The 16,594-nt window shown below is 60.4% G+C and carries 17 protein-coding genes; 6 read left to right on the forward strand and 11 right to left on the reverse strand.

Annotated elements, in window-relative coordinates:
• Positions 1–6: 6 nt before the first annotated feature.
• The 3 genes from VW35_RS03340 to VW35_RS03350 are packed head-to-tail and all read right to left on the reverse strand — an operon-like array spanning position 7 to position 2,439.
• On the reverse strand, positions 7–912 hold the full coding sequence (locus VW35_RS03340) for a polysaccharide deacetylase family protein (protein ID WP_046141530.1): 906 nt from the start codon (positions 910–912) through the stop codon (positions 7–9).
• Between the two features lie 7 nt (positions 913–919).
• Positions 920–2,221 carry an amidase gene (locus tag VW35_RS03345; RefSeq protein WP_046141531.1) on the reverse strand — a complete coding sequence of 434 codons (1,302 nt, stop codon included), beginning with the start codon at positions 2,219–2,221 and terminating at the stop codon, positions 920–922.
• Between the two features lie 2 nt (positions 2,222–2,223).
• Entirely contained in the window at positions 2,224–2,439 is a 216-nt protein-coding gene (locus VW35_RS03350) for a hypothetical protein (protein WP_046870563.1), read from the reverse strand.
• Positions 2,440–2,641: 202 nt separating this feature from the next.
• Here VW35_RS03350 and VW35_RS03355 point away from each other — a divergent pair, with 202 nt between their 5' ends.
• The 5 genes from VW35_RS03355 (at position 2,642) to VW35_RS03375 (ending at position 7,646) form a co-directional block, all read left to right on the forward strand.
• Positions 2,642–3,532: a DMT family transporter gene (locus VW35_RS03355; protein WP_152662459.1), complete on the forward strand. Its 891-nt coding sequence runs from the start codon at positions 2,642–2,644 to the stop codon at positions 3,530–3,532.
• Between the two features lie 91 nt (positions 3,533–3,623).
• Positions 3,624–4,310 (forward strand): isochorismatase family protein, encoded by a 687-nt coding sequence (locus VW35_RS20380; RefSeq protein WP_052951458.1) that lies wholly within the window; start codon positions 3,624–3,626, stop codon positions 4,308–4,310.
• A gap of 76 nt (positions 4,311–4,386) precedes the next feature.
• Positions 4,387–5,250 carry a nitrilase-related carbon-nitrogen hydrolase gene (locus VW35_RS03365; protein ID WP_046141534.1) on the forward strand — a complete coding sequence of 288 codons (864 nt, stop codon included), beginning with the start codon at positions 4,387–4,389 and terminating at the stop codon, positions 5,248–5,250.
• A gap of 14 nt (positions 5,251–5,264) precedes the next feature.
• Positions 5,265–6,602 (forward strand): MFS transporter, encoded by a 1,338-nt coding sequence (locus tag VW35_RS03370; protein ID WP_052954062.1) that lies wholly within the window; start codon positions 5,265–5,267, stop codon positions 6,600–6,602.
• 117 nt (positions 6,603–6,719) lie between these two features.
• Positions 6,720–7,646, forward strand: a complete 927-nt coding sequence (locus VW35_RS03375) for a LysR substrate-binding domain-containing protein (RefSeq protein ID WP_083982374.1) — start codon at positions 6,720–6,722, stop codon at positions 7,644–7,646.
• Positions 7,647–7,822: 176 nt separating this feature from the next.
• Here the strand turns inward: VW35_RS03375 and VW35_RS03380 are convergent, their stop codons facing one another.
• From VW35_RS03380 to VW35_RS03400, 5 genes are all read right to left on the reverse strand, one after another.
• The gene (locus VW35_RS03380) at positions 7,823–8,842 is read right to left on the reverse strand and encodes an ABC transporter ATP-binding protein (RefSeq protein ID WP_046141728.1); all 1,020 of its coding nucleotides are present in this window, start codon (positions 8,840–8,842) and stop codon (positions 7,823–7,825) included.
• Between the two features lie 61 nt (positions 8,843–8,903).
• A complete protein-coding gene (locus VW35_RS03385) occupies positions 8,904–9,743 on the reverse strand; it encodes an ABC transporter permease (protein WP_046141536.1) in 840 nt (279 codons plus the stop codon).
• 11 nt (positions 9,744–9,754) lie between these two features.
• Entirely contained in the window at positions 9,755–10,624 is an 870-nt protein-coding gene (locus VW35_RS03390; protein ID WP_052951460.1) for an ABC transporter permease, read from the reverse strand.
• A 62-nt stretch (positions 10,625–10,686) separates the two neighbouring features.
• Positions 10,687–11,988: an ABC transporter substrate-binding protein gene (locus VW35_RS03395; RefSeq protein WP_046141537.1), complete on the reverse strand. Its 1,302-nt coding sequence runs from the start codon at positions 11,986–11,988 to the stop codon at positions 10,687–10,689.
• Positions 11,989–12,228: 240 nt separating this feature from the next.
• On the reverse strand, positions 12,229–12,738 hold the full coding sequence (locus VW35_RS03400) for a flavin reductase family protein (RefSeq protein ID WP_046141538.1): 510 nt from the start codon (positions 12,736–12,738) through the stop codon (positions 12,229–12,231).
• Positions 12,739–12,906: 168 nt separating this feature from the next.
• Between VW35_RS03400 and VW35_RS03405 the strand changes: the two genes are divergently transcribed.
• The gene (locus VW35_RS03405) at positions 12,907–13,899 is read left to right on the forward strand and encodes an asparaginase (RefSeq protein ID WP_046141539.1); all 993 of its coding nucleotides are present in this window, start codon (positions 12,907–12,909) and stop codon (positions 13,897–13,899) included.
• Between the two features lie 178 nt (positions 13,900–14,077).
• On the opposite strand, the gene VW35_RS03410 is transcribed toward VW35_RS03405, so the two are convergent.
• The 3 genes from VW35_RS03410 to rutA form a co-directional block, all read right to left on the reverse strand.
• Entirely contained in the window at positions 14,078–14,626 is a 549-nt protein-coding gene (locus VW35_RS03410; protein WP_046141540.1) for a cysteine hydrolase family protein, read from the reverse strand.
• Complete coding sequence (locus tag VW35_RS03415) at positions 14,623–15,123, reverse strand: flavin reductase family protein (RefSeq protein WP_046141541.1); 501 nt, start codon at positions 15,121–15,123, stop codon at positions 14,623–14,625. The genes VW35_RS03410 and VW35_RS03415 overlap by 4 nt, the downstream gene beginning before the upstream one ends.
• Positions 15,124–15,457: 334 nt before the next feature.
• Positions 15,458–16,585, reverse strand: coding sequence for a pyrimidine utilization protein A (rutA, locus tag VW35_RS03420; RefSeq protein WP_046141542.1), 1,128 nt, complete (start codon positions 16,583–16,585; stop codon positions 15,458–15,460).
• Positions 16,586–16,594: the final 9 nt, after the last annotated feature.

Genomic DNA, 16,594 nt, shown 5'->3' on the forward strand with positions numbered 1-16,594 from the left:
GTGTCCTCAGGCGGCAAAGGGCTTGCCGGCAGTAAGCCGCTTGCCGAAATGGCTGGCATAGTACCAGTCGGCAATCTCGCCGGCGGTCGCCTGCCAGACACCGCTATGGCCCAGAATATATTCGAGTGCCCGCCGAAGATATTTGATGCGCGAGGGCGCAGCGACGGCGAAGGGATGGAGGCAAACGGCCATGACCTTTGGCGCCGTGGCGCCTTCTTCATAGAGCATGTCGAACTGATCCATGATGAACCGGCCGAAGGCTTCCGCTGTTTGCGCCTGGCCGCCGAGGGCGACTCCGGAATTGACCTCGAAGCTATAGGGCAAGGTGATCAGCCGGCCAGAATTGACGCGAACCTCGGTCGGCTCGTCATCGTGAAACATGTCGGCCCAGTATTTGACGCCAGCATCGGCCAGAAGGTCGGGTGTTCGAGCGGTCGTCGTCAGCGCCGGGCCGAGCCAGCCGCTGATGGTCTTGCCGGTTGCCTTGCGGACGATGTCGATGACGGTTTCGATCATCTCCCGCTCCATGGCTTCGTCCATGCCGAAGGCAAAGCGGGTATTGTAGATGCCGTGGGACTGATAGTCCCAATCGCGCTTTGCCATTTCCTCGGCGATGATCGGGAAATGCTCGAAGACGGCCGCGTTGACCGATGCAGTCGTCTTTATGCCGAGATCATCGAAAAGATCGAAGAGGCGCCAGAGCGCGACGCGGTTGCCATAGTCTCGCGCCTGAAAGGCCGGAAGGTTCGGTGCTCCGCCGGGATAGGGATTTCGCAGTGGGTTGGGCGGCGGCAGCCATTCGAGATATTCGACATTTGGCACCACGAATACAGCGATGCGTGCCTTTCCGGGCATGACGAGCGGCGGGCGATCAACAATGGCAGAATAGTCGTAGCGGTCGAGATCGCTCATGTGTGCCTCAATGGGGAAGATCGAGCCGGCCGAGGACGCGCTCAGCGGCGATTGCAGCTTCGATGACCAAGAGGTCTGTGCCGGGCGCGCCAACGATCTGCAATCCGAGGGGGAGACCGTTTTCAGCGAGGCCGCAGGGGACGGTGGCGGCAGGGAAACCGAGCAGGCTCCAGGGGGTGAGGAGCGATGCATTGCCGGTGCTTTCAAGCCCTTCCGGCGCCGGCGCAGGCGTCGTTGGCATGACGAGCACGTGTCGATCGGCAAAAAGCGGCAACATGGCGTCGCGCAAGGCGCGGCGGGCCCGCAGCGCCTCGATGTAATAGCCCGCTGGCACGAGAGAAAAGGCCTGGGCGAGCGTGAGGTGCCGCTCCGACATGGTGTCGGCATGCCGATGCATGCGCGGCGCATGAAAGACCGCCATTTCCGTGCTCATGATCAGATGATGAATGGCGGAATGCGCAGAAAAGAGCGCGGGTAAAGGCACATCGGCCAATTCGACGCCAGTTGCCCCGAGCCTTGAAAGGGCAGCATCGAGGACAGCGACCGTGTCCGGCGTAGATGTTTCGAAAAAGAAATCCCGCAAGATGCCTAAGCGCCATTGATTGGGCGCGTCGATGGGCTTTGGCGCGGTTCGGGCTATGGCGCCGAAGATGAGCCGGAGATCCACGGCGGATCGCGCGATGAGACCCGGATGATCTAGGGACCACGAGACGGGCAAAAGTCCCGTACGGGCCACGGCACCGTAACTTGGCTTGAGCCCGGCAACGCCGTTGTATGAGGCAGGGCGGAGGTTGGAGCCGCCCGTCTGTGTGCCGATCGCGGCTGGAACCGTGCCCGCGCCAACGGCAACGCCGGAGCCAGAACTCGATCCACCGCCGGTATGGCTTAGGTTCCACGGATTTCGTGACGCTGGCGGGACGCCCATGCCGGCAAATTCGACGGTCTCGCATTTGCCAAGGATAATGGCGCCAGCCTTTCTGAGGGCTGCGACAACGCGGCTATCCTCATAAACGGCAGACGGGTCCATGGTCTTGGAATTGGCGAGCGTCGGCATGCCTCTGGCGTGAAAAACATCCTTGATGCCGACGGGTACGCCATGGAGCGGCCCGCGCAGATTGCCGGCCTTGGCTTCCTGCGACATCAGTTTTGCCGTTTCGATGGCGCCGCTGCGGTCGATATGGGCCCAGGCGTGAACCTTCGGTTCCATGACGTCGATCCGACCGAGGATACCGCTCACGGCATCGACCGGATCGAGCGCGCCGGCGGCGATGTGGCCGGCCATTTCGCTGGTGGAAAGATCGAGGAGCATGCTCACGCCTCAGCCAGAAGGTCGATATCGATGTTTTCGCCAAAGAGCGGCTCGACGCTGTCAGGGATGTCGAGCGCACTGACTGTTTCCATGGCGCAGGCGATGGATTGAAGTTGCGGATCCATGCGCGCTGCAGCGCTGGTACCCCAGGTCAGCACCGCGTTTTGTGCCAGGGATCGATAGGCTTCGTCGAAGGAGACGGGTGGTTTGAGGCGCATGGGCTTCTCCAAGAGTCCGGTCGCTGGCCAGTCTGGTTCGGCCGCAGCGCTCAAGGCCAATGACCATTTCTCACCCGGCTAATGAGCAAGTTTGCAGATCGGCGCCGTGAGCATCGCTCAGGGGGTGCGCGAACTATTCTCGTTTTTCCCAGCGGTTTGCGACTGCCACCATGAGGCGGCTTCAAACCATGGTCAGGTGCGCATGACACTTCGCGACTGGGCTCTCGTCACGCTTGTCGGCTGCCTCTTCGGCAGCTCGTTTCTGCTGATTGCCATCGTTCTCGAGGAGGTCAACCCGCTCACCATAGCGGCTGGACGGTCGCTGGTTGCCGCGCTCGCCTGCTGGTGCCTGCTTCTTGTGGCCCGCAAGCCCCTGCCCCGCGACCGCCTCATCATGCTGAAACTATCGGCGCTCGGGCTTTTCAGCTATGCCCTGCCCTTCGTGCTGATGCCGATCAGCCAGCGCTATGTTTCCACCGGCATCATTGCCATCATCAACCTGCTGCTGCCAATTGCGACGCTTGCCGTCTCCCATGTCTGGCCGGGCGGGCAGCGCGCGACATTGACGAGGGCGATCGGCGCGACCATCGGGCTTGTCGGCGCGATCATCCTTGCACTGCCCGCCATGACCGGCGGACAGGACGGCGAACTCGTAGGCATCGTCTTGTGCGTCTGCGGCACACTGATCTTTGCAGTGTCGTTCAACATCACCCGCAGCTTTGCCGGGATCGATCCGCAGATCATCATGACCTTTGCCATGACCGGAGCAGCACTTGGCGCGATACCGGCAGCTCTGCTGATCGACGGAGTGCCAGAGGTCAGCAGCGTTTCGACCTGGTGGGCCTGGATTGCCTTGGGGCTCTTTCCGACCGCGCTCAACTTCCAGATCATGTATTGGATGCTGCCGCGGGTCGGGCCGACAAATTTTGCGACCAATACATACATCTCGCCGATCATCGCGCTGTTCCTCGGCTGGGCCATTCTCGGCGAGGCGCTGCTGCCGATCCAGGCCCTCGGTATGGTGATTGTGGTCGCCGGACTTCTTGTCATGGACGGCCGGGTTGCCGCGCGGATGCGGCGACGGCGCACGTGAACATTTCTCATCGGATGCGGAAGAAATCCCCACTGGCGAGGCTTGGGAGCGAAGTCTAGCGTCAAATCACCAACAGAATGGAGATCGTACGATGGCCGTGTGGGAAAGCTTTCTGACTGAGGACGACAAGAAGGTCATGGCAGCGCGCAAACCGCGCAAGCCCAACGGCCCGGGCACGAAAGTCGGACTTCTGGTGATCGACATGCAGAACACCGCCATGGGCCATGACAAACCGATCTGGGAACAGCTCGATGAGTTTTCGGGCGCATGCGGTCCACATGCCTGGAAGGCCGTGCCCCACCAGCAAAAACTCCTCGCCGCAGCCCGCGCCGCCGGCATGCCGGTGATCTACTCCAAACACATCTTCCATCCCTATACCGGACTTCCGGCTTCGGACCCCTCCAACAATTTCAGCTCGAAAAACGCCAAGTCCGAAGTGCCCGCCGAGGTCGCGATGCAGGACGGGGACATTCTCGTCGAAAAGCAGACGCCGAGTTGCTTTGCCTTCACCAACTTGCCGATCATCCTCAACAAGCTCGGGCTCGATGGCCTGCTCGTCGTCGGCAACAGCACCAGCGGCTGCGTCCGCGCCACGTGCGTCGATGGCTCGGCCTATGGCTACAAGATGAGCGTGATCGAAGAAGGGTGCTTCGACCGTATCGAGCTGAGCCACGCCGCGGCGCTGTTCGACATGGCTTTCAAGATCTGCGATGTGATCGACATGGATCGAGCGCTCGAGATCATCGGGACGGCCAACACCACCGCCAAAGCAGCCTGATCGGCACACTCAACATTAATCCATATCCAGTGGCTCGTGCCGGGCACGGGCCTGGTCCTGCAAGTCGGAAAAAGTCATGCTTGTTGCAGCTCTCCAGCTCGGGCCTGCGAGCCCCACTATCGCCGAAACCGCCAAGCGGATCGTCTCGCTCATCGATAAGGCCGCAGAGGCCGGCGTCAAACTGGGCGTCTTGCCCGAGCTGGCGCTGACCCCTTACTTTGCGGCAGAAATCCACGACGACCTCTCCGCCTATGTGGATGTCGGCGAGAACGTCAAGGCGCTCGACACGATTGCAAAGCGCGCGGCAAAACACGGCATGGCGCTTGTCGTGCCCTACGCCGAACAGACCAATGCGGGGCTTTTCAATTCAATGGCCTTCTTTTCCGATGAGGGAACGGTCTCAGGCACCTTCCGCAAGATGCATATTCCCGGCGAGGTCGAGCCCAAGCCCGACCAGAAGATGACTATCCTTGAAAAGCGCTATTTCGCGGCCGGCGATCTCGGCTTCGGCGTTTATGACGTGGGGCCCGTCAAGATGGGTGGCCTGATCTGCTATGATCGGCGCTTTCCCGAGGCCTACCGATCCTTGTCGATCAACGGCGCCGATGTGATTGCTGTCGGTTATAATACGCCGGTCATGGCCGGGTCGACGCTTGGGCAAGCACGGCGTGCTTCGGAACTGGCCATGACGGCCGGCGCCTATTTCACCGGCACTTCCGTCATTGCCGCGGGCAAGGCAGGAAAGGAGAATGGCACGCGCTTTATCGGGCGCTCCGCCGTGATCGGCTCTGACGGCAGCATCATCGCCCGCGCCAAGACCAATGGCGACGAGGTAGTGACTGGTGAGCTCGATCTCGAGCGGCAAGGCAAGATCCGAGAGCGCTGGGGCTTCGGGCGCAACCGCCGGCCGGCGGACTACGTGATGCGTGAACCCGCCTGAGAATCATGAACCAAATGGCACCCCTGGGCCCGGCGCGGAAGGGCAAGAAGCCCCGTGCTCCGCAAGCCATCACCATCCGCAATTTCAGGACCTATTTTGCCGGCTCGGTTGTCTCTGTGCCGGGCACCTGGATGCAGATGACCGCGCAGGCCTGGCTCGTGCTCGACCTGACCGGATCTCCGCTATCGCTGGCGATTGTTACGTCGCTGCAATTCCTGCCGGTGATGCTGCTTTCGCTGATCGGCGGGGCGCTGGCGGATCGCTTTCCGCGCCGGCGGCTGATGGCCATGACGCAGACGCTTGGCGCCATCCAAGCTGTCATTTTGGGGGTATTGTGCCTGACCGGCGTTGTCAGCATCTGGCATATCTATGTGATGGCGATGTCGCTCGGCGTGATCAATGCTCTCGACGCGCCCCTGCGGCAGGCTTTCATCAGCGAACTCGTGCCACCGCCCTACCTGCCGAACGCGATCGCCATGGGCTCATTGGCGCAGAACCTTGGGCGGATTATCGGACCGGCGGTGGGTGGCGTTGTCATCGCGACCTTTGGCGTAGCGACTGCATATTTCATCAACGCCTTTACCTTCGGCGCCGCCCTGACCGCACTAGCGCTACTGCGGACGGACGAATTGCAGCCGCGACGCATGGCCCGAAAGCAGCATCTGCTTTTGCAGGTGCGCGAGGGAATTTCCTATGCGCGACGCACGCCGCCGATCCTTTTTCTCCTGATCGCCACCGCTTTTATCGGTCTTTTCGGGCAGAATTTTACGACCATGGTGCCATTGATCTCGACCTATCTGGTCAAGGCAAGTGCCGCTGAATTCGGCATTCTCAACTCATGTCTTGGTTGTGGTTCGTTTCTTGCTGCCATCGTGTTGACCATGCGCGGCCCCCCATCGACGCGACGGCTGATCGTCGCGGGGTTCGGCTTTGGGCTGGTGCTGATGGCTATCAGCTTTTCGTCCAGTCTCATTCTTTCGGCGGCAATGTTTGTCTGCGTCGGGTTCGCTGCCGTGACCTACTCGGCGTCGATGCACACATCGCTCCAGCTTTGGGCACCGCCGGAGATGCGCGGTAGGCTTGTCAGCATGGTCAACCTGCTGATCCCTTCGCCCATCGGGCCAATGCTGACGGGCGCGGCGGCAACGGCGCTTGGAGTGCCGCTCGCGGTGTTGCTCAACGGTTTTCTCTGCTGCGCCGGTGTTGGCCTCGCTTATGTCTACCTGCTGCACCACAAGCGCCTCGGAACGCGCTTCGAGCACGACGCTCCGACTGCTGCGCAGGCCGAAGCGACGGCTCCAACTGGCTCGGGACATGACGGCACAGGCATCTTGGTGGAGAGCCACAAGTAAGTTGGCCTACTTGCCCATAATTTAGGCATGCTTGAAAAATGTTTAAGATTTAATCTTGAACACTCGAGGAGTCCGTGATTTGCTGGGACTTAGGGAGGAGAGGCAAGCGAGGCTATTATGAGACGTCGTGTCCCTCTCAACGCTGTGCGAGCCTTCGAGGCCGCGGCACGTTACAAAAGTCTGGTCCGCGCTGCGGACGAGTTATGCGTCACTCCGACAGCGGTCAGCCATCAGATCCGGCTGCTCGAGGATTTTCTGCAAACCAAGCTTTTTCTGCGCAAAAACAGCCGGCTCGAGCTGACGGCCGATAGCCGCGCCTGCCTTGGCAAGCTGACCAACGCGCTCGATCTGATCGATGAAGCGCTGATATCCTTGGTGGCACCAGTCGATGATCGGCAACGCATCATGGTCGGCGCATCGGCCTCGGTGGCATCGCTCTGGCTCATGCCCCGCATGAGCCACTTCGTCGAGGCGGCACCTGAAATCGACGTGACGGTGACGACTTTCGTCAAGCGCCAGGACATCGAGAACGACGATACCGATCTGTGGATCTGCAACTGGCAGACTGCTGTCGATCGGCGGATCGAGCCACTCATGGAAGAAGAAATTATCCCCGTGTGCTCACCTGAACTTGCGGCGCGATACGGCAATCGCTGGGGAGACATTCTGCGCGAAGTGCCGCTGATCCATCAGGATCGCGTCAAGGCCGAAAGCGGCCCCTACCCTGACTGGGATCGTTACCTGCGCGAATACGGCATCAATCGCAGCGATATCATCAAGGGACCGCGTTTCAACCAGTCGAGCCCCAGCATTGAAGCTGCGCGCATCGGCCTCGGCGCCATCCTCGGCCGCTCACTGCTGATCGAGGAGCTGCTGCAAACAGGCAAGCTCGTGCAGATCGGCGAAGCCTATCCTATTCGCAGTCCCTACTACCTGGTCTCGTCCTGGACGCCGACGGCGCCGAAAACGGTCAACCGGTTCAAGGACTGGCTCTTCAACGAGGTGCGCGGACCAGTTGCATCCAGGGCGGTAGTGCCCGCCTAAGGCTTCTGCGTATAGATGATGTCCAGTAGCGCCCCGGTCCGCCGAGGCGCTTTTCTTTGTGCGGCACTTCCGGTTCTGAAGCGAGACCTTGTGGCGCTCGCTTTTCGTCTCAGCCAGCGCGCAAAGCAAAAGCCGCCCGGCTGAGCCGAGCGGCTACTGCATCGGAAAAATAGCCGTTATGCCGCCAACCGCCACTCGTCCTCGGGCATCCAGGAGAAGGTGACCTTTTCACCGATCACCGGAGGATCGGCAAAGAAGCGGCTGTCGGAAATCTGGGCGTGATATTCCTTGCCATCACTATCCTTGACGAGGATGCGAACCATCGGGCCCTGATATTCGATATTGGTCACTTCGGCCGGGATATTAGTGCCGCCCACCGATTGGACGATACGGCATTTGTCGGCGCGAACAGAAACCTTGCGCCCCTCGACGTCGATGACATTGTGGCCGCCGATGAACTTGGCGACAAAGGCATTGGAGGGCTTCTCAAAAACATCGCGGGCCGACCCTGCCTGCATGATCTGTCCATCACTCATGACGACGACGAGGTCGCTCAATGCCAAAGCTTCTTCCTGGCTGTGGGTCACGTGAACGAAGGTGATGCCCAGCTCGGTCTGGATTCGCTTGAGTTCGGTGCGCATGAGGACGCGCAGAAACGGGTCGAGAGCGGAAAGCGGTTCGTCGAGCAGCAGCACTTTGGGGCGGGTGATCAGCGAACGAGCGAGCGCGACGCGTTGCTGCTGGCCGCCCGAGAGCTGTGCCGGCATGCGATGGGCCAGATGGTCCATCTGCACGAGTTTGAGAAATTCCATCGCTTTGGCATGGCGCTCAGCCTTCTTGACGCCCTTTATCTTGAGGCTGAAGGCGGCGTTGTCGAGCGCGCTAAGATGGGGAAAGAGCGCGTAGCTCTGAAACATCATGGACGTACCGCGCGCCGAGGGAGCACCATCGGTAACGTTGCGATTGTGGATCAGCACGTCGCCATCGGTGACGGATTCGTGGCCTGCCAACATGCGCAGCGTCGTTGTCTTGCCGCAGCCCGATGGCCCGAGAAGGCAGCAATAGCTGGCCTTGGGAATGCGGAGCGAAATGGTATCCACCGCCTTGGCGCCGCCATCGTAAGACTTCGAGACGGCGACGAGCTCGACGTCATATTTCGTCGCGCCATCCTCGACCGGCGGCTCGGCTTCGGGCATCAGGTTCTTGGCGTTGAAGTCGGTGTCGATTTTCATGTCGGAATCCTCGATTCAGAGCCAATCAGGCGTGGTGGGCGGTGAGGCGAAGCTGGCGGCGTTTCGCAAGACTCCAGCTCGCCAGCAGGGTGACGATGACCATGGTGAACATGAAGAGCGTGGTAAGCGTGCCGACCGCAAACATCACCGGCGTCGTGGCCGCGCCAAGCAGTCCGGTCAGTTCCATGGGCATGGTATTACCGGTGCCGATATTGAGGCCGGCACGGGCCGCTTCTTCATAGGACGAGGTGAAGCCGGCCATGAACATGCCGATGACACCGGGCAGGATCAGCGGCAGGATCACATACTGGAACCGCTGGAAGGAATTGGCGCCAAGATCGGTGGCCGCCTCCTCATAGGATTTATCCATGCGGCCCAGGATGATGAACATGATCAACATGGCAAAAGGCAGCGACCAAGTGAGCTGAGCGCCGATGCCGGAATACCACCATTGTGGACGCATCCCGAGCATGTTGAGCGTCAGCGAAATGCCGAAGCCGACGAAGATGCCGGGAACGATCATGCTGACGATGGCCGAATAGAAGACGAAATTGCCGCCCGGATAGCGCCGCCGAAAGCTCATGCCGACGGCTAGGCCGATCAGCATGGTGAGAAGCGCCACGATGGCGCCGAGGCGGAGTGAGCGGATAAAGGAATTATGGATATCCCCCACCCCGCGGCCACCGGCGGTAAACAGCGTTTCGAACCATACAGTCGAAAAGCCGCGCATCGGAAAACTCATGCCGCCCTCAGGCCCCTGGAAGGAGAGCAGATAGACGCAGAACATCGGGCCATAGAGAAAGATCAAGAAGGCCGCGAAGACGAAGGACAGGACGTAAAAAGAGGTGGTGCGCTTGGTACCCATCTATGTGCTCCTCAGCGTGCCAGTTCTTTGCGGATGTCGACGAAGCGCAGCAGCAAGCCAACCATGCCGAGCACGATGACGAGCAGAACGACTGACTTCGCGGCAGCGGGCGGGAATTGGAAGGCGTTGATTTCATTCATGATCGCCACCGCCGGCGTATTCATCTGATTGCCGCTCATGGCGCGTACGAGGAACCCATCACCCATGACGGCGGTGATGATGAAGATGGTGCCCACGACGATGCCAGGCTTGATGAGCGGGATGATCACTTCCTGGATCACCTGCCATTCCGAGGCGCCCTGATCGCGGGCGGCCTGAATGATGGATGGGCTGATCTTGGCCATGGAATTGGCGATGGGGCCGGCCATGGCCATGGTGAGCATGTTCACATAGACGAGGATCACCGAGAATTCGGAATAGAGGAGCCAGGAGATTGGCTGATCGATAAGGCCCATGCCGAAAAGGGCCTGATTGACGAGACCCTCGCGGCCGAGCAGCGGGACCCAGGAAATCATGCGGATGGGGCCCGAGGTCCAGAACGGAATGGCGCAGGCGGCAAGGAAGATGGCGCGCCACATGTTCGAGCGGACGTGAAAGACGAGATAATAGGAAATGGTGAAGCCAAGGACCAAGGTAATGGACCAGACCATCGCCAGCTGCCGGAACACGGTTGCATAGGTGTCGACCGTCAGGCTCGAGCGGAAGAGATCGGTCCAGTTGCCGAGATAAAATTCGGGGATGATCTCGGCAAAGCCATAATCCATGAAGCTGACCGCGAGGATGATCGCCAGCGGCACCATGACGAGACATGTCATGATCAGGGTGAAGGGTGTGGCCTGCAACCACGAGGCAATGCGGGGTGACATGGTCATGCTGCTCATTGGCGGTGCTCCATGGGCTGGAAGCCCCGGGACCAGCAGCCCCGGAGCCAAGGAGATGCGGATCAGGCGGCCATGAAATCCTGCCAGCGGCGGACGAGATATCGATCTTCGTCCATCAGGGTATTCCAGATGCCGACATTGCCCATGCGATCCCAGAGGGAGCCGCCATCGCGCACGGCGCCAGCCTTTTCCATCACCTTGCCGAACGGGTCGATGATGTCGGCAGTGGCGGGCTTGCCTTCGTACCAGTATCCGTAATCGTTTTCGGACATCTGGGCCTTCATCAGGTCAGGAACGGATGAGTAGAAGCCCTGGCGGGAGAAGTAGACGCCGTTGAAGCCGGAATTGCACCAGTTCATGTATTCCATGACGCAGTCGCGGCGCAGTTTATCCCCGCTATCGAGATGGGCCATGGCGGATTGAAAAATGTACCAGCCGCGCGAGCCTTCCTTGAGCGGAAGGTACTGGCAGGCGATGCCGCGGGTGCGCACTTCGGTAGCGGCGGGGGCGAACATCGACTGGAGGATGACTTCGCCCGAGGCCATGAGCTGTACGGACTGGTCAAAATTGGTCCAGAACGAGCGGAAATGCCCGGCGCGCTTGAGTTCGATGAGAAGATCGATGGTCTTATCGATCTCCTCGCGAGTCATGTTGCCTTTGTCGACATAGGTCATGAGACCAGCGGCTTCGAGGGCAACGGCGGCGTCGGGGACGCCGACGTTGACGCCATCCTGCAGGGCGACCTTGCCAGCGAAGTCGGAATTAAAGAAATCCCCCCAGCTTTCGACCTTGTGCGGCACGAGATCGGGACGCACGCCGAGGGTGTCGGCATTGTACATCACGGGAATGCCAACGAGCCAATCGGTTGGGGCGGTTGAATATTCCTGCGCCGAAGCGTCGGCCCAGTATTGGGACTTGATCGGGGCATAACCTTGCATGGAATAAGGCTTGCCGTCGGCATAGGTGCCCTGGGTGAAGAGCGGCACCGTCTGGTCCCAATATTTGTACTCGCTGACGGGAATCGCCATGAGGATCCCCTTGTTCTTGAAGTAACCCATCGAGGTATTGCCGAAGTCCGCGACGTCGACGGTTTCGGGCTGAGTGAGCAGCCGGTTGATGAGCGTGGTGTTGTCCAGTGTCTGCATCTGGATAGTGAAGCCGAGGTCCTTATTGGCCTGTTCGGCGACCGTCGGGTTGGTCGTATAGATCGAGCCGACATGGGTGATCGTGATGTCCTTGCTGGCCTGCGCCCAATAGGTCGGGAAGCCGGTGATCACGCCCGAGCCGAGGGCGGCGCCAGCGGTTGCGGCGGCGCCCTTCATGAAACTGCGGCGGGAAAGTCCCTTGCTCTCTTGCTCACTCATCGTCGTCTCTCCTGGTGGCACTGCCTTGGGGCGCAGGCCTTTCGGGAAAGAGGATTGAATGAAGCAAAGGTGACGACAAATGAGATTAATTCATACGAACCCAAGAGCTAGATTTGGGCTGCGCGGCACGCAGGGCAGCCCTGCAAGCCATTCAAAAGCTTGGGAAAAATGGCGAAGCCGGGGCGCCATGCGCCCCAGCCTTAAGCCGAGCGGACTATTGCTTCAGCGCTTTTGAATCGGTCAGCTGGCGACCGAGAACATCCGGGCCTGTGCCTCCTGCAGCTGACGATATTTGCCATCGAGATAGAGCAGCGGGCTATAGGTTTCCTGCCAGAGCTCGACGCCGACGATCTCGGCAAGGAAGATCGAATGGGACTGGTAGGGTACGACCTGCCGGACTTGGCAGTCGAAGCTGACGAGCGAATTGACAAGAGCGGGGGCGCCCGTAGTGATTTCGCGCCATTGACCGTGGTCGAAGCGCTTTTCGCGATCGACGGAACTGGAGAAGCGGCCGGCAATAGCCTCGTGTTCGTCGGCAAGGATATTGACGCAGAGGAGGCCGGCTTCGGCGACGTGGTTGTGGGCCGACGCATTCTTGTTGATGCAGACGAGTAGCGTCGGCGGATCGGCCGTCACCGAGGAGACTGCCGTGGCGACAAGGCCATGGCGAACTCCTTGATTTACCGTGGTAATCAGCGAGACACCTGCAGCCAGACGCCGCATGCCAAGCTTGAAATGATCCGAATTCATCGACTCGATCCTTTGTTGTCGCTGTGGGGCGTTGGGGATGAGTATTTGGCAGGGAGGGGTTCTCTCCAATCGAACATTTCTCACTGGCTCGGGTGAGAAATTCTGGAATGGGCTTATCCCCGGGTCCGCGCTAGCGTTTGCCGGGACAAAAAAGGAGCGCGCGCGGCCATGAGCAAAATCGCCTTTATCGGAACTGGCGGAACGATCTCATCGCTCGGCAAAGGTCCGCTGGACATCGTCCATTATGGCGCTACCAAGAGCATGCTGCCTGCCGGCGACATTCTCGCTGCGGTGCCGCAAGTGCATGAAGTTGCTGAGGTTTTCCCGGTTCCGTTCAGCCATGTACCGAGCCCGAACATCTATTATCCCGAGTGGAAGGCGCTCGCGGCGCTCTGTCTCAAACTTGTCGACGAGCACCCGGATCTATCGGGAATCGTGATCGGACACGGGACGGCGACACTTGAAGAGACGGCCTATGCGCTGGGGCTATTGCTGAAAGTTTCTATCCCCGTCGTGGTCGTCGGCTCGCAACGGCCGCTGAGCGGGCTTGCGTCGGACGCATCGATGAACCTAGTCAACGCCGTTCGCGTCGCTGCCGACCCCAATTCGCGCGGGCGCGGCGTGCTGGTTCTGCTCAATGACGAGATCCATCCGGCGCGCGACGTAACCAAGACCGCGACCTATCGGCTACAGACTTTCAAGGCCGCCGATTTCGGGATGCTGGGTTACGTCGACGGGCCCTATATCAGCTATTACCGCCGCAGCGAACGGGTCACGGCGCCGGAAACCGAGTTTGATTCCAGTGACTTGGACGCCCTGCCCCGCGTCGACATCACCTATGCCTATGCCGGCGCAGATGGCGTCGATGTCGATGCTTATGTCGCCGCTGGCGCCAAGGGCATTGTCTCGGCCGGCTTTGCGCCGGGCATGGCGCCCCCGGGCCAGATGGTGGCGCTGGAGCGTGCGGCCAAGGCGGGAGTTGTCGTCGTGCAGGCGACGCGGGCCGGTTCGGGTGTCGTCCATGATAGCGACCGGCTGGCGGAAATAAACTTTATTCCCGCCGATAATCTCAATCCGCAGAAGGCGCGAATCCTGCTTGCCCTGGCGCTGACACGGAGCTCGGAACGGGCCGAAATCATGCGTATGTTCAAGACCTATTGACCCAGGTCGGATAGCATTCCGTTACCGCTGACGGCGCGACAAGGCGAAAGCGTTAATTTGCCTGCGGACGCGATGCAGGCGCGAGATTGGTGGCTCGCCGCAGGCGTGCAGAAAGCCACGAAATTGAAAAGGAGGTCCCCGCTTTTGCGGGGATGATATTGGTGGGGTGGCGAGGCCTCTATGCCAGGCTCGCGACGAAGCTCTTGCTGTCGCTGATCTCGGCCTGACGGGGAAGGATCTTGGTCAGGAGGAGGTCGTGAACCTCCGGATCGTTATCGCCGATGCAATCGGCCAGGATGGTGATGGCAAAATCCATGTCGGCCGCGAGGCGCGTGGTCGACAAAATGACGCCCGATGTCGATATGCCGGTCAGGACGAGATGGTTGGCCTCATAGGCCGAGAGGATGACCGGGAGGTCGGTGCCGTAGAGCGCGCCGACGCGATGTTTGACGACGACGGGCTCACCTCGGATCGGCGCCAGCTCATCGATGACGGTGGGGTTGACGAGGCGGCCGGCCGCCTTGGCGGCCGCAAAGCCCTTGTTGTTGGCTGACACTTCCGGATGACCAGGGCGGAAGCCGACGACGACGAAGGCGATCGGCATGCCGGCTTTGCGGGCGGCGGCCAGGACCTTTTGAGTATTGGCGATTGCGTCGGCAGCAGGAAAATTGCTGACAATGTCTGGCTGAAAATCCATCACCAGCAAGGCGGAGCGGCGCTCGATCATAGGTACTTGCCCTTGTAGGAAACGAGCGGAGTGACGTCGGGCGTCGCGGTAAAATCCATCACCCTGCCGATGACGATGGCCGTGCCGAAGCGCTCGATGACTTCTTCAATCTTGCAGTCGATGGCGCCGGCCGCGCCCTCAAGGATCGGCGCGCCCGTGGCGAGCCTTGTCCAGGAACCGAGCTGAAAACGGTCGGAACCCTTGAGATCGCCCTTGCCGCCGAAGGGTGCGGCGATGTCGGCCTGATCGGTCGAGAGATAATTGATGGCGAAGTGGCCGCCATCGAGCATGGTCTGGAAGGCGGAGGTTTTTTTGTCGACCGAGACCATCAGCATCGGTGGATCGGCACAGAGATGAGTAGCGGAGAGGGCGAGGAAGCCGCGCGGGCCATCGGCGGCTTCGGCGGTCACAATGGCTGTGCCGACGGCGCGGAGGCCGACCGCCTGCCAGAAGGTCCGAACGTCGATGACCCGCTCGGCGGTCATGGTGTCAGTCATTTTTGAAACTCCGTTGCGGGTGAAAAAGCATTTGCGCCCTGCGTGCTGCTGCGTGCGGATTGCGGCCTATTCGGCGAGCCTCCAATCTCTAGTATCGAGCCACTGCCCCGGATGTCCCTCGGGCTTGACCTGAGAGCCATGCGTCCATCCCTGACACGGGTGGCTTCCGCGTCGGCCCTCGGGTCGAGCCCGAGGGAAGCGCGGTGGGCGGGGAGTGAAGAGGACGACAAAGATGCCCTCACACTTGCGCAGTCCAGATTGAACGGTCTCAGATAGTCTTGAGAGTGCACAGTGTCCTCCCGGCTCTCGCCGGAAGGACAATTGCGGGCATGTTTTACGCTGCGGCGCTCGTGCCGGAGCGCGCCAGATCGATATTGCGCGTCTTCATCAGCGGCTGGATATATTGGCCGAACTGCTCCATGCCGATGACGAAATCGTCGAAGGTGAGCATGATGCCTTCGATGCCCGGCTGGACGGCGATTTCGTCGAGCATGCGGGCGACGTTCTCGTAAGAGCCGATGAGCTTGAGCATGCCGGTCGGTTCGGCCTTGGAGGGATCGTTGAGCATTTCCTGGGCGCGACGGGCCATGCCGCCGGCTGTGGAATTAGCCGGGGCGTTCTTGTCGGCGCTCGACTGGTCGCGCGACCAGGCGATTGCTTCGAGGTCTGTGCCCTTCTTGTAGTGTTCCCACTTTTCGAAGGCCATTTCGTCGGTGCGATCGGCGATGACCATGAGAAGGGTATAGGCGCCGACCTTGCGGCCATAGGGCTTTGTAACCTCAAGGAGACGCTTGGCATTGTCGCCGGCATTGGCCGTGTTGTTGATGCCGGCACCGGCGCCTATGAAGTTATAGTCGCAATGTTCGCCGACGAACTGCATGCCGCGATCGGAGGCGCCGGCTGCGACGATCTCGATGTGCGAGGACGGGCGCGGGCTGAGCTTGCAATCGTCCATCTGGAAGAAGTCGCCGTTGAAATTGGATGTGCCGGTTTCCCAGAGGTCCTTCATCACCTGGACGTATTCGGAAGCATATTCATAGCGGCGGCGGAAATGCTCGTCGCCCGGCCAGATCCCCATCTGCTGGTATTCCTTGGGCTGCCAGCCGGTGACGATGTTAACGCCGAAACGGCCTGGGGCGATGGAGTCGATGGTCGAGGCCATCCGCGCTGCAAGCGGCGGCGGCAGGGTGAGCAGAGCGATTGAGGCATAGAGCTTGATCTTGCTGGTGACGGCGGCGATGCCGGCCATCATGGTGAAGGCTTCAAGGTTGTGCTGCCAATATTCACTCGGACCATTGAAGCCGCGCAGCTTGATCATGGCGAGAGCGAAATCGAAGCCATAATGCTCGGCCCGCTGCACCACGGTCTTGTTTAGATCGAAGGTCGGATAGGTTTCCGGCGCCGTGGTGGAAATGAGCCAGCCGCGGCTGCCGATCGGAACGAATACACCCAGTTTGACCATTGTTTTTTC

Source organism: Devosia soli, assembly GCF_000970455.1.
GTDB classification, from domain to species: Bacteria; Pseudomonadota; Alphaproteobacteria; order Rhizobiales; family Devosiaceae; genus Devosia; species Devosia soli.

What these genes read in the sequence shown, in the direction of transcription:
- VW35_RS03350 (WP_046870563.1), bottom strand. Translation starts at nt 2,439, where the DNA reads ATGCGCCTCAAACCACCCGTCTCCTTCGACGAAGCCTATCGATCCCTG.
- VW35_RS03415 (WP_046141541.1), bottom strand. Translation starts at nt 15,123, where the DNA reads ATGACTGACACCATGACCGCCGAGCGGGTCATCGACGTTCGGACCTTC.
- VW35_RS03355 (WP_152662459.1), top strand. Translation starts at nt 2,642, where the DNA reads ATGACACTTCGCGACTGGGCTCTCGTCACGCTTGTCGGCTGCCTCTTC.
- VW35_RS20380 (WP_052951458.1), top strand. Translation starts at nt 3,624, where the DNA reads ATGGCCGTGTGGGAAAGCTTTCTGACTGAGGACGACAAGAAGGTCATG.
- VW35_RS03375 (WP_083982374.1), top strand. Translation starts at nt 6,720, where the DNA reads ATGAGACGTCGTGTCCCTCTCAACGCTGTGCGAGCCTTCGAGGCCGCG.
- VW35_RS03370 (WP_052954062.1), top strand. Translation starts at nt 5,265, where the DNA reads ATGGCACCCCTGGGCCCGGCGCGGAAGGGCAAGAAGCCCCGTGCTCCG.
- VW35_RS03400 (WP_046141538.1), bottom strand. Translation starts at nt 12,738, where the DNA reads ATGAATTCGGATCATTTCAAGCTTGGCATGCGGCGTCTGGCTGCAGGT.
- VW35_RS03365 (WP_046141534.1), top strand. Translation starts at nt 4,387, where the DNA reads ATGCTTGTTGCAGCTCTCCAGCTCGGGCCTGCGAGCCCCACTATCGCC.
- VW35_RS03340 (WP_046141530.1), bottom strand. Translation starts at nt 912, where the DNA reads ATGAGCGATCTCGACCGCTACGACTATTCTGCCATTGTTGATCGCCCG.
- VW35_RS03410 (WP_046141540.1), bottom strand. Translation starts at nt 14,626, where the DNA reads ATGATCGAGCGCCGCTCCGCCTTGCTGGTGATGGATTTTCAGCCAGAC.
- VW35_RS03405 (WP_046141539.1), top strand. Translation starts at nt 12,907, where the DNA reads ATGAGCAAAATCGCCTTTATCGGAACTGGCGGAACGATCTCATCGCTC.
- VW35_RS03380 (WP_046141728.1), bottom strand. Translation starts at nt 8,842, where the DNA reads ATGCCCGAAGCCGAGCCGCCGGTCGAGGATGGCGCGACGAAATATGAC.
- VW35_RS03390 (WP_052951460.1), bottom strand. Translation starts at nt 10,624, where the DNA reads ATGAGCAGCATGACCATGTCACCCCGCATTGCCTCGTGGTTGCAGGCC.
- VW35_RS03385 (WP_046141536.1), bottom strand. Translation starts at nt 9,743, where the DNA reads ATGGGTACCAAGCGCACCACCTCTTTTTACGTCCTGTCCTTCGTCTTC.
- VW35_RS03345 (WP_046141531.1), bottom strand. Translation starts at nt 2,221, where the DNA reads ATGCTCCTCGATCTTTCCACCAGCGAAATGGCCGGCCACATCGCCGCC.
- VW35_RS03395 (WP_046141537.1), bottom strand. Translation starts at nt 11,988, where the DNA reads ATGAGTGAGCAAGAGAGCAAGGGACTTTCCCGCCGCAGTTTCATGAAG.
- rutA (WP_046141542.1), bottom strand. Translation starts at nt 16,585, where the DNA reads ATGGTCAAACTGGGTGTATTCGTTCCGATCGGCAGCCGCGGCTGGCTC.